Below are 10,922 nucleotides of genomic sequence, written 5' to 3' on the forward strand. Positions count from 1 at the left end.
CGAGGCTATGCGGCGAACGGCTTCAGCTGCACACCCGCGCCGGTCAGGGCGTCGCGGATGCGCCGGGCCAGCTCGGCCGCGCCGGGCGTGTCGCCGTGCAGGCAGATCGAGGCGACCCGCACCGGGATGACCGAGCCGTCCACCGCCACCACGGTGCCCTGGCGGGCCAGCCGGAGCGCGCGGTCCACCACCGCGTCCGGGTCGGTGATCACCGCCCCCTCCTGCGAGCGGGGGACCAGGCTGCCGTCCGGCTCGTACGCCCGGTCGGCGAAGCCTTCCGCCACGACCGTGAGCCCGGCGCCGACGGCGATCTCCGCGAGCTTGGACCCGGGCGAGCAGAGCAGCGGCAGCGAGCGGTCGTAGTCGCGCACCGCGGCCACCACGGCCGCCGCCTGCGCCTCGTCGACCGCGGCGACGTTGTAGAGGGCGCCGTGCGGCTTGACGTAGCGGACCGATCTGCCGGCCACCCGGCAGAAGCCGTCGAGCGCGCCGATCTGGTAGATCACGTCGTCGCGCAGGTCGTCGAACGCGTAGTCGATCCGGCGGCGGCCGAAGCCGGCCAGGTCGCGGTAACCGACCTGCGCGCCGACGGCGACACCCCGGGCGGCCGCCGTCGCGCAGACCCGCCGCATCGTGGTCGAGTCGCCGCCGTGGAAGCCGCACGCGACGTTGGCCGAGGTGATCACGTCGAGCAGCGCGTCGTCGTCGCCCAGCCGCCAGATGCCGAAGCCCTCGGCCAGGTCAGCGTTCAGGTCCATGAAATCTGACGGTACTGCCCGGACGGGCCTGCGCCAGGGCGGTTACGTCGGTGACCACCGCGATCACCGGATATCCGCCGGTGGTGGGGTGGTCCGCCAGGAAGACCAGCGGCTGCCCGTCGGCCGGCACCTGGACCGCACCGAGGACCACACCCTCGCTCGGCAGCTCGAAGGCGTCCGCGCGGGTCAGGGCCGCGCCTGACAGCCGGACGCCGACCCGGTTGCTGTTCGGGCTCACCGTGTACGCCGTCGTCAGCAGCGTCTCCACGGCCGCAGCGGTGAACCAGCCGTCGCGCGGCCCGAGTCGCACGGGCAGGTGGACCTCGCCGCCCGAAGCCGGCTGGAACGAGGCCGTGCCCGGGCCGGACAGCACCGGACCGAGGGGGAGCCGGTCGCCGTCCCGCACCCGCGGCGGGCCGAGCCCCGAGAGCGTGTCCGTCGAGCGGCTGCCGAGTACGGGCGGCACCGCCAGGCCGCCGGCGACCGCGACGTACGACCGCACCCCGGCCGTCGCCCGGCCGACGTCGACCAGGCCGCCGGCCGGCACCGAGACGGGCACGTCCAGGTCGACCGGGACGCCGTCGACGCGTACCCGGGCCGCCGCGCCGGTCACCGCGACCACGCCGCCGGAGACCAGCCGGAACGCGCAACCGGTCAGCGTGGTCTCCAACCCGGCGGCACCCGAGGAGTTGCCGACGAGGGCGTTGGCCCGGCTCAGGGCCGGCGCGTCCAACGCCCCGGAGCGCGGGACGCCGAGGTGCGCGTACCCGGGGCGCCCCAGGTCCTGCACCGTCGTCAACGCCCCGGCGCGCACCACCGAGAGCTCGGCGGTCATGCCCGCACCAGCCGGACCGTCGTGCCGGGCGCGAGCAGTGCGGGCGGGTCCCGGTCGACGTCGAACAGGGTGACCTCGGTGCGTCCGACCAGCTGCCAACCGCCGGGCGAGGAGGTCGGATAGATGCCGGCGTACGGCCCGGCGAGCCCGACCGAACCCGCCGGCACCGAGGTGCGGGGCGTGGCGAGCCGGGGCACGGCCAGCTCCGGCGGCAGCCCGGTCAAATAGCCGAAACCGGGAGCGAAGCCGCAGAAAGCGACCCGAAACTCCGTGGATGTCAACCGGTCGATCACGGTGGGTATCGGGACCGACCACAGTGCGGCGACCGTGGCTAGGTCCGGTCCGTCGTACACGGTGGGTATCTCGACGATGTCGCCGGAGGCGGTCTCGGCCGGCGGTGGCGGATCGCAGGCCGCTATCAGGTCGGCCGCGGCGTCGGGTGCGGGCAGGCCGTCGAGCAGCACCGTGCGCGCGCCGGGCACAATCTCGGCGGCGGCGAGCTCACCGGCCGCGCGGCGGCGCCATAGCTCGGCGCGCCACGCCTCCACCTCGTCCGCCGCGCATTCGATGAGGAGGGCCGCCGTGCCGACCGAGCGAATGTGCACGATTCCATTGTCGACATCCGGTGGGACTCTTCACAGGGGTGGTCGCGCGGACTTCCAGCCTCCTGTCAGCGCAGGTCGGTAGCCTGATCCAGTGACGACGTCCACCCGGTCCCGGCTGCGGCCGACCGATCTCGGCAAGCCGCGCATGCGCGGTTGGCTGCACGCGTACGCCTTCTTCGTCGCCGTCGTGGCCGGCATCGTGCTGTGCTCGATCGCCGCCACCCGGCCCGGCTGGTCGCCGCTCGTGAGCTGCATCGTCTACAGCGTCACCGTGTGTGCTCTGTTCGGCACCAGCGCGTTGTACCACCGCCGGGTCTGGTCCGAGCGCGGCTATCAGATCATGCGCCGGCTCGACCACTCCATGATCTTCATCTTCATCGCCGGCACGTACACGCCGTTCGCCGTGCTGCTGCTCCCGACCCGCACGGCGACGATCATCCTGAGCGTGGTCTGGGCCGGCGCGATCGGCGGGGTCACGCTCAAGCTGCTGCGGCCACACGGCTCGCGGTGGCTGTCCGCGCCGCTCTACCTCGCACTCGGTTGGGTCGCGCTCGCCGTGCTGCCCGACATCGTCCGGCACGGCGGGGTGGCCTGCCTCCTGCTGCTGCTCGCGGGCGGGCTGGCGTACACGGTCGGGGCGATCTTCTACGCCCTGCGGCGCCCGAACCCGTGGCCGACGGTCTTCGGCCACCACGAGTTCTTCCACGCCTGCACGCTGATCGCCGCCGTCTGCCATCACGTGGCCATCTACCTGGCGCTCTTCGCCTAGCCCGGACATGGCAGTGGCCCCCCGCCAGGTGGGGGGCCACCAGATCTACCGACGGTCAGTACGCGCGGTCGTCGCGACGCACCTCGTGGTACTCCTCGACCCGACCCTGGGCCGGGGGGATTGGAGCGGTCGGGGGCGTGGCCCGGGTGTCGCGCACGACTGTGGTCCGCTTGCGGCTCTGCCAGAGCCACATGGTCAGGACCAGGCCGACGACGCCGGCGAGCATGAGGACCCAACCGACCACGTCCAGGTCGAGCCAGCCCACGCTCACATCGAGTGCGAACGTGAAGATCGCGCCGACGGCGATCAGGAAGATGCTGCCACCGATACCCACTGCGGTCGCCTCCTTAATGGTGCCTAGAGCGGGCGGGCACAGTCCGTCTTACCCATGTGGATGCGGCGTCAATCAGGCAAGCTTGGTGGTATGAGCGAGCGCAGGATCCTGCTTGTGCGGCACTCCAAGGCCGACCGGCCCGAGGGGGTCGGCGACGTCGACCGCCCGCTCACTCACCGCGGTCACGCCGACGCGGGCGCGATCGGCGCCTGGCTGGCGCACCGTGACTACCGGCCCGACCTGGTGATCTGCTCACCGTCGAAGCGCACGCGGCAGACGTGGCACGGCATCGCCCTCGGCATGGCCGACGCGGCCGGCGAAGCGGCGCCCTCGCCCGAGGTCGACTACCGCGACGAGGTCTACGACGGCGAGGGGACCGACCTGATCGACCTGATCCAGGGCGTCGACGACGCGGTCGACACCGTCATGGTCATCGGGCACAACCCGTCGGTGTCGGAGGCCTCGGAGCTCCTCGACCCGGCGAGCGCCGGCGACCTGCGCACGAGCGGGGTCGCGGCGCACGCCTACGCGGGATCGTGGGACGAGTGCGGCCCCGGCACCGCCCCGCTGCTGGAGACCCACACCGCCCGGGGCTGAGGTCAGCGCCCGCGGCGCCGCGGGACGCCCGGTGGCTTGAACTCTCGGCCGATGCCGGGCGGCCGCCACTTCGGCTGCCGGCACGGGCGGAGCAGGGACGCCGGTGGCCGGTCCCAGAGCTTGTACTTGTATTGGCGCACGATCCGATGCGGCCGTGCGGGCACGCGTGGGCGGTCCCGGTTAACCCGCGGCTTCGGGTGGCGGTGCTGCTTCGGCGTCGCCCTCCGGTGGGCGGCTTCTTGGCGACGGGCCGGTGACAGCGGCTTCGCGCTGGTCTGACGCGTCGGTCGCCGGGGCGGTGGGGCCGCGCCGGCCGATGCCGGAAGCGTGGCCAGTGGCGGAGGAGGGCGCTCGGGGAGTCCGGGCCGGATCGGGATCACCACCACCGGGCCGGGTGACGGCGGCGGGATGAACGGGGTGGTGTCGCCGAGGTTGTCACCGGCGAGGGCCTCGTCCACCGAGCCGGCACCGGGGCCGATGGCCGCCAGGATCGGCAGCGACGAGGTCACCGCCAGCACGAGCACGATCAGGGCGTACCGCCTGGTCGGGCCAGTGAGCCCGGTGGCGCGATGTCGACCGCCGGGTGGCGGCCAAGGGGCCAGGTCCGGCATGGCCGAACTCCTCGTCTGCAAGCTGGTTCGGGATGCGCGTTCCACCAGGATCAACCGGGGTAAACAGTCCTATTCGGTCATCGCGTCCGCCCATCAGGGTTGCGCAGTTACGCTCGGTTTGCCAGTCATCTACAGCGTGTCCATGTGCCAACTTTCACCATGCATGGACCAGGCAGGGTCGATCATGGAGAGTGTCAACCAAGCTGTGGGACCGCCCCCGGCAATGCGAGGATGGGTAAGACGGCAACGTGGCCGTGGCCTCAAGCACATCCCTGCGGCGGGCGCGGAACGCGATGTCGGCTCCCAACCGCGCGGCGGCCCCACCGGGTCAGGCGCGGTGAGGTAGGGCCCGTCGGCAATGCCCGACAGGCAACAAGCTGCGCGTCGGGAAACCCCCGGCACCGCACCACAGACAGGGAGACACGGATGGCCAAGGGAGGCTCGCCCCCTGACGGGGAGCTTGTCCAGTTGCTCACCCCCGAAGGTGAGCGGATCGAGTCGGTGACCAGATCCGACGGCACGGTCTACCGCGCCGACTTCACCGACGACGAATACCGCGGTCTCTACCGCGATCTGGTGATCGTCCGGAAGCTGGACGCTGAGGCCACCGCCCTCCAGCGCCAGGGCGAGCTGGGCATCTGGGCCAGTCTGCTGGGCCAGGAGGCCGCGCAGGTCGGCTCCGGCCGCGCTCTGCGACCCCAGGACATGGCGTTCCCGACCTACCGCGAGCACGGTGTGCTCTATTGCCGCGGTATCGACCCGATCATGCCGCTGGGTCTGTTCCGCGGCGTCGACCAGGGCGGTTGGGATCCCAACGAGTTCAAGTTCAACATGTACACGATCGTCATCGGGGCGCAGACCCTGCACGCGACCGGGTACGCCATGGGCGTGACCATGGACGGCAAGACCGGCACCGATGACGGTGAGGCGGTTATCGCCTATTTCGGCGACGGCGCGACCAGCCAGGGTGACGTCAACGAGGCGTTCATCTGGGCCGGCGTGTTCAACGCCCCGCTGGTCTTCTTCTGCCAGAACAACCAGTACGCGATCTCCGAGCCCCTCGAGCGGCAGACGCGCATCCCCCTCTACCGGCGTGCGGCCGGCTTCGGCTTCCCCGGCATCCGGGTCGACGGCAACGACGTGCTCGCGTCGTACGCGGTCACCCGCGCCGCGCTCGACCACGCCCGGCTCGGTCAGGGCCCGACGATGATCGAGGCCTACACGTACCGAATGGGTGCGCACACCACCTCCGACGACCCGACCCGCTACCGGATCGCCAGCGAGGTCGAGGCGTGGCAGGCGAAGGACCCGATCCTGCGGGTACGCGCCTTCCTGGAGAGGCAGCAGATCGCCGACGCCGCGTTCTTCACCGAGGTCGACGAGCAGGCCAAGCGCGAGGCGGTGCACCTCCGCGAGCGGGTGCTGGCCATGCCCGACCCGGCGCCTTCGACGATCTTCGACAACGTCTACCCCAACGGCTCGCCGCTGGTCGATGCGCAGCGCGCGGGGTTCAGCGACTACCAGGCGTCGTTCGAGGGGAGCGCACACTGATGGCCGAAAAGCTGACCCTGGGCAAAGCGCTCAACACCGGCCTGCGTCGGGCACTCGAGCGCGACCCGAAGGTCGTCATCATGGGTGAGGACGTCGGCAAGCTCGGCGGCGTCTTCCGGATCACCGACGGCCTGCAGAAGGACTTCGGCGACGATCGGGTGATCGACACCCCGCTGGCCGAGTCCGGCATCATCGGCACCGCGATCGGTCTCGCCATCCGCGGCTACCGCCCGGTGTGCGAGATCCAGTTCGACGGCTTCGTCTACCCCGCGTACGACCAGATCGTGTCGCAGGTGGCGAAGATGCACTACCGCTCGCAGGGCAAGGTGCGGCTGCCGATCGTCATCCGCATCCCGTTCGGCGGCGGCATCGGCGCGGTCGAGCACCACTCGGAGTCGCCGGAGGCCTACTTCGCGCACACCGCCGGCCTCAAGGTCGTCGCGTGCTCGAACCCCGAAGACGCCTACTTCATGATCCAGCAGGCGGTCGCGTCCGACGACCCGATCGTCTTCCTGGAGCCGAAGCGGCGCTACTGGGAGAAGGGCGACGTAGAGGTCGACCTGGACCCGGCGTCGGCCCACCCCCTGCATGCGTCGCGCACGGTCCGCCCCGGCACCGACGTGACGGTGCTGGCGTACGGGCCGATGGTGCGCACCGCGCTCGACGCGGCCACCGCGGCGGAGGAGGACGGGCGCTCGCTCGAGGTGATCGACCTGCGTTCGCTCTCGCCGCTCGACCTCGGCCCGGCCTACGAGTCGGTCCGGCGCACCGGCCGTTGCGTGGTCGTCCACGAGGCGCCCAGCAACGTCGGCCTCGGCGCGGAGCTCGCCGCCCGGATCACCGAGGAGTGCTTCTACTCCCTGGAGGCCCCCGTACTGCGGGTGACCGGCTTCGACACGCCGTACCCCGCGGCTAGGGTCGAAGAGGAATACCTGCCCGATCTCGACCGCGTGCTCGACGCCGTCGACCGCTCGTTCGGCTGGTGACCGCGATGTCCCGGATCAAAGTGTTCAACCTGCCCGACCTCGGTGAAGGGCTGACCGAGGGCGAGATCCTCAAGTGGCTCGTCCAGGTCGGTGAGGAGATCGAGCTCAACCAGCCGCTCGTCGAGGTGGAGACGGCCAAGGCCGCCGTCGAGATCCCGGCGAAGTGGGCCGGCAAGGTCGTCGAGATCCACCACCCCGAGGGTACGACCGTCGAGGTGGGCGCACCGATCGTCGCGATCGACACCGACCCGTCCGCGGGCGACGCTCCCACTCCGTCCGCGGCCTCGCTGGCCGCGGTCGAGGTGGCGCCGGCCGAGGGTGCGGTCGAGCCCGGACTGATCGGTGGGCCGGCGCCCGGTGGGCGCACGGCGGTGCTGGTCGGCTACGGGCCGAAGACGGCGGCCGCGAAGCGGCGGCCCCGCAAGGGCGACGCTCCGGCTGCCGCGGCGCCTGCTCCGGTTGCTGCCGCTGCTCCCGTGGCCGCGCCGGCTCCCGTGGTGCCCGCTCCGGCCGCGCCGGTCGAGGTTCCGGCGGACGCCCCCGGCGCCGGAGGCCGCGACCAGGTCGCGCTGGCCAAGCCGCCGGTCCGCAAGCTCGCCAAGGACCTGGGTGTCGACCTGCGCACGCTGGTCGGCTCGGGGCCGCAGGGCTCGATCACCCGCGACGACGTGCTGGCGGCGCAGAACGGCGGCGCGGTCGCGCCGGCCGCGGCGCCGGCGGTGCTGATCCCGGCGGGCGAGCGCGAGCAGCGGATCCCGGTCAAGGGCGTGCGCAAGCTGACCGCGGAGAACATGGTCGCGTCGGCGTTCACCGCGCCGCACGTGACGGTGTTCCTGACCGTCGACATGACCCGCACGATGCAGGCGATCGACCGGCTGCGGGCGCTGCCCGACTGGCGCGAGGTGCGGATCTCCCCGCTGCTCCTCGTGGCGAAGGCCATCCTGCTGGCGGCCAAGCGGCACCCGATGGTCAACTCGACGTGGGCCGGCGACGAGATCATCGTCAAGGACTACGTCAACCTGGGCATCGCGGCGGCGACCGAGCGTGGGCTGATCGTGCCCAACATCAAGGACGCCGGCCGGTTGTCGCTGCGCGAGCTCGCCGAGGCGATGACCGCGTTGGTGCAGACCGCGAAGTCGGGCAAGACGCCGCCGGCGGACATGTCCGGTGGCACGCTCACGATCACCAACGTCGGCGTCTTCGGCGTCGACGCGGGCACGCCGATCCTGCCGCCCGGTGAGTCGGCGATCATCGCGTTCGGCGCCGTGCGCGATACGCCGTGGGTGCACGAGGGCGAGATCAAGATTCGCCAGGTCACCCAGCTCGCGATGTCGTTCGACCACCGGATCATCGACGGTGAGCTCGGCGCGAAGTTCCTGCGCGACGTGGGCGCGTTCCTCACCGATCCAGAGGCGACACTGTTGGCCTGGACCTGATCGCGGCATTTGTTCTGAAGCCGGCGTGGCCTTCGGGCCACGCCGGCTTCTTTTGTTCTTCCGTACACCTGGGTGATGACTTTAGTTTGTTCGGCTGGTGGCGCGGCTCACCTAATAATCGATGGCAAACGAAGCCTGGATGCGCCACAATGAATGCAGACACCGGTTGGGGGCGACCGGTGCAGACCAGGGGAGTTTTGCAATGAGCACCATGATGGACCGTTTCCGCACGCACCGTGATCAGATGCGCCGCGTCCGTGCGCTCGAGCGGGCACTCAGCGAGACCAACTCGCCGGCGGTCCGTGCCGAGATCATCGCGATCTCGCAGCGCAGCCAGCGATAACCACGCGCCGTAATCAAAGGTCCGTCCGGCTTGCCGGGCGGACCTTTCGTGTTGGTGCGGTTACCGAATCCACCGTTGCGGTGCTGCTCACAGCACCGGGATTCCTACCCGTCGCACCGCCCGGTACGGTTGGTCCGGCTGCCCTGGCATCGGCATGACACCGGGGTCGTTGTTCCGCGATGGAGGAGGCGACGATGACGTCCGAGGGTTCGCAGCACCCCGGCTACGAGCCGGACGAAGCTGCCCCGGACGCTGGCGGGGACCGTTTCGGCGAGGCCGACCCGCGGCGCCGACCGGCCGGCGAGGCCTGGGCACCGCCGGGATATGACCCACCACAGCGGACGGACCAGTGGACGCCTCCACCGGGCGGCCAGTGGGGCGCTCCGGCGCCCGACAACACCTACGGCGCCCCGCGCGGTGGGGCCGAGCACGGGGGCGTCAACGGCCGCCGTCCGGGCATGCACGACGAGCCCCCGGCGCCGTACACGCCCGCGCCGGCCCCGATCCCGCAGGCGGCCGAGCCGACGCCGCTGCCGCCGCAACAGACCCGGGTCCCGGGCGCGTCCTTCAGCGCCTTCCCGCCCGGCGAGTCGCCGGCTGACGCCGGTGACCGGTACGGCGCGATCGACTACCACGGCAAGACCGAATACCCGCCGAGCGTGCCGCAGCCGCGCAGCTCGAGTGACAGCCCGGCCACCGGCCGCGTGCAGATCCCGCAGCCGACCGACCAGGGCGGCAACCAGCCCTCGTCCGGCGCGCCCAGCAACTACTCCGGCCCGAGCGGCTGGACCCCTCCGCCGCCGTTGAGCGGTGCCGAGGCGCAGTCCGGCCGGCCCAGCGGTGACTCGGGGGGCTTCCCGAGCGGTGACTCCGGTGGCTTCTCCGGCTTCGCCGCCGGCACCCGCGGTTTCGGTGACTCCGGTGCGGCGCCGTCCGCTCCGCCCCAGGGCGCGGCCCCGACCAGTGGCGGGCCGCAGGGCGGCTCCGCACCCATGGGGTCGGGCCCGGCCGGCTCCGCGTCAGTCGGCTCGGCGTCGGTCGGGTCGGCACGGGTCGGCGGCGGTTCGATGGGTGCCGCGTCGGTGCCGATGGGCGCCGTGCGGATCGACCCGGGCCAGTTCGCTCCCGAGCAGCCCGCCGACGAGCGTCCCGCCCAGCCGGCGGTGCCCAGCCAGGGCGGCCCGACGTCGGGTCCGCCGAGCGGCACGGCGTCGGCCGGCCGCGCGGTCAGCGCGAGCGCCTCGGTGCCGACGGCGAGCCGCGTCCAGCCGGCGACCGACCAGCCGATCCCGCAGGCCTCGAGCGCGCCGCCGCAGCCGCGGGTCTACGGCCGTGCCGTCGGCGCTCCCGCCGACTCGCCGGCCGCACCGGAGGCGCCCGGCTTCGGCGGCCAGGGTGCCGAGCAGTTCCGTGGGCCCAGCGGGTTCGCACCCAGCGCAGACCAGCCCGGCTCGGCCTTCCCGGGCTCGCCGGCCGGCGGCAGCTTCCCGGGCTTCGGCGAGGCACCCAGCAGCGGCCCGCAGGGCTTCCCCGGCCGCGGCGACGAGAGCGCCTTCGCCGGCCCGCAGGGCTTCCCGGGCCGTGGCGACGAGGGTGGCTTCCGGCCGCAGGGCTTCCCCGGCTCGCCCGCCCGCGAGGACTCCGGCTTCCCGGCCCGCGAGAGCGGCTTCGCCGGCGCTCAGGGCTTCCCGGGCTCGCCGGCCCGCGGTGACGAGGGCGGCTTCGGCGGTCAGCCCGGTTTCCCGGGTGCGCCGGGTCGCCCGGAGGAGGGTGGCTTCGGCGGTCAGCCGCAGCCTGGCCGTCCCGAGGACGGTGGCTTCGGTGGCGGCCAGGGCTTCCCGGGCTCGCCGGCCCGCGGTGACGAGGGCGGCTTCGGTGGTCAGCCTGGTTTCCCGGGTGGGCGCGGTCGTCCGGGGGATAGTGGCTTCGGCGGTCAGCCGCAGCCTGGCCGTCCTGAGGACGGTGGCTTCGGTGGCGGCCAGGGCTTCCCGGGCTCGCCGGCCCGTGGCGACGAGAGCGGCTTCGGTGGTCAGCCTGTTTTCCCGGATGCGCCGGGTCGTCCGGAAGAGGGCGGCCGTGGCGGCCCGCAGCCCGGCT

11 protein-coding genes and 1 pseudogene are annotated in these 10,922 nt (G+C 72.5%); 7 read left to right on the top strand and 5 right to left on the bottom strand.

All coding sequences use genetic code 11. The annotated features are described in order from the left end of the window. Positions 1 to 5: 5 nt before the first annotated feature. From AB0J88_RS00100 to AB0J88_RS00110, 3 genes are read right to left on the bottom strand one after another with little or no spacing between them, the layout of a single operon-like run. Positions 6 to 758 (bottom strand): 5-oxoprolinase subunit PxpA, encoded by a 753-nt coding sequence (locus tag AB0J88_RS00100; RefSeq protein WP_364353995.1) that lies wholly within the window; start codon positions 756 to 758, stop codon positions 6 to 8. Further along, complete coding sequence (locus AB0J88_RS00105; protein ID WP_364353998.1) at positions 742 to 1,593, bottom strand: biotin-dependent carboxyltransferase family protein; 852 nt, start codon at positions 1,591 to 1,593, stop codon at positions 742 to 744. The genes AB0J88_RS00100 and AB0J88_RS00105 overlap by 17 nt, the downstream gene beginning before the upstream one ends. Beyond that, complete coding sequence (locus AB0J88_RS00110) at positions 1,590 to 2,198, bottom strand: allophanate hydrolase subunit 1 (RefSeq protein WP_364354001.1); 609 nt, start codon at positions 2,196 to 2,198, stop codon at positions 1,590 to 1,592. The genes AB0J88_RS00105 and AB0J88_RS00110 overlap by 4 nt, the downstream gene beginning before the upstream one ends. A 91-nt stretch (positions 2,199 to 2,289) precedes the next feature. On the opposite strand from AB0J88_RS00110, the gene AB0J88_RS00115 reads away from it, so the two are divergent. Next, positions 2,290 to 2,967 (top strand): hemolysin III family protein, encoded by a 678-nt coding sequence (locus AB0J88_RS00115; RefSeq protein ID WP_364354004.1) that lies wholly within the window; start codon positions 2,290 to 2,292, stop codon positions 2,965 to 2,967. A 55-nt stretch (positions 2,968 to 3,022) separates the two neighbouring features. On the opposite strand, the gene AB0J88_RS00120 is transcribed toward AB0J88_RS00115, so the two are convergent. Continuing rightward, positions 3,023 to 3,301: a DUF6458 family protein gene (locus AB0J88_RS00120; protein ID WP_364354007.1), complete on the bottom strand. Its 279-nt coding sequence runs from the start codon at positions 3,299 to 3,301 to the stop codon at positions 3,023 to 3,025. A gap of 90 nt (positions 3,302 to 3,391) precedes the next feature. Here AB0J88_RS00120 and AB0J88_RS00125 point away from each other — a divergent pair, with 90 nt between their 5' ends. Beyond that, positions 3,392 to 3,898 carry a histidine phosphatase family protein gene (locus AB0J88_RS00125; RefSeq protein WP_364354010.1) on the top strand — a complete coding sequence of 169 codons (507 nt, stop codon included), beginning with the start codon at positions 3,392 to 3,394 and terminating at the stop codon, positions 3,896 to 3,898. A gap of 2 nt (positions 3,899 to 3,900) precedes the next feature. Here the strand turns inward: AB0J88_RS00125 and AB0J88_RS00130 are convergent, their stop codons facing one another. Continuing rightward, positions 3,901 to 4,509: a hypothetical protein gene (locus AB0J88_RS00130; protein WP_364354013.1), complete on the bottom strand. Its 609-nt coding sequence runs from the start codon at positions 4,507 to 4,509 to the stop codon at positions 3,901 to 3,903. 426 nt (positions 4,510 to 4,935) lie between these two features. Between AB0J88_RS00130 and pdhA the strand changes: the two genes are divergently transcribed. From pdhA to AB0J88_RS00155, 5 genes and pseudogenes are all read left to right on the top strand, one after another. After that, positions 4,936 to 6,060, top strand: coding sequence for a pyruvate dehydrogenase (acetyl-transferring) E1 component subunit alpha (gene pdhA, locus AB0J88_RS00135; protein WP_364354016.1), 1,125 nt, complete (start codon positions 4,936 to 4,938; stop codon positions 6,058 to 6,060). Continuing rightward, positions 6,057 to 7,046, top strand: a complete 990-nt coding sequence (locus tag AB0J88_RS00140; RefSeq protein ID WP_364354584.1) for an alpha-ketoacid dehydrogenase subunit beta — start codon at positions 6,057 to 6,059, stop codon at positions 7,044 to 7,046. Before pdhA ends, AB0J88_RS00140 begins: the two co-directional genes overlap by 4 nt. Beyond that, positions 7,043 to 8,482, top strand: a complete 1,440-nt coding sequence (locus AB0J88_RS00145) for a dihydrolipoamide acetyltransferase family protein (RefSeq protein ID WP_364354019.1) — start codon at positions 7,043 to 7,045, stop codon at positions 8,480 to 8,482. The genes AB0J88_RS00140 and AB0J88_RS00145 overlap by 4 nt, the downstream gene beginning before the upstream one ends. Before the next feature lie 202 nt (positions 8,483 to 8,684). Next, positions 8,685 to 8,825, top strand: coding sequence for a hypothetical protein (locus AB0J88_RS00150; RefSeq protein WP_176985345.1), 141 nt, complete (start codon positions 8,685 to 8,687; stop codon positions 8,823 to 8,825). A 194-nt stretch (positions 8,826 to 9,019) separates the two neighbouring features. Then, a pseudogene (locus tag AB0J88_RS00155) lies at positions 9,020 to 10,922 on the top strand (hypothetical protein); the annotation flags it as partial.

It is taken from the genome of Asanoa sp. NPDC049475 (assembly GCF_040676915.1).
Lineage (GTDB): Bacteria > Actinomycetota > Actinomycetes > Mycobacteriales > Micromonosporaceae > Asanoa.

Excerpts from the sequence above, each read along its gene's own strand:
- pdhA (WP_364354016.1), top strand. The coding sequence starts at position 4,936 with ATGGCCAAGGGAGGCTCGCCCCCTGACGGGGAGCTTGTCCAGTTGCTC.
- AB0J88_RS00100 (WP_364353995.1), bottom strand. The coding sequence starts at position 758 with ATGGACCTGAACGCTGACCTGGCCGAGGGCTTCGGCATCTGGCGGCTG.
- AB0J88_RS00130 (WP_364354013.1), bottom strand. The coding sequence starts at position 4,509 with ATGCCGGACCTGGCCCCTTGGCCGCCACCCGGCGGTCGACATCGCGCC.
- AB0J88_RS00125 (WP_364354010.1), top strand. The coding sequence starts at position 3,392 with ATGAGCGAGCGCAGGATCCTGCTTGTGCGGCACTCCAAGGCCGACCGG.
- AB0J88_RS00105 (WP_364353998.1), bottom strand. The coding sequence starts at position 1,593 with ATGACCGCCGAGCTCTCGGTGGTGCGCGCCGGGGCGTTGACGACGGTG.
- AB0J88_RS00150 (WP_176985345.1), top strand. The coding sequence starts at position 8,685 with ATGAGCACCATGATGGACCGTTTCCGCACGCACCGTGATCAGATGCGC.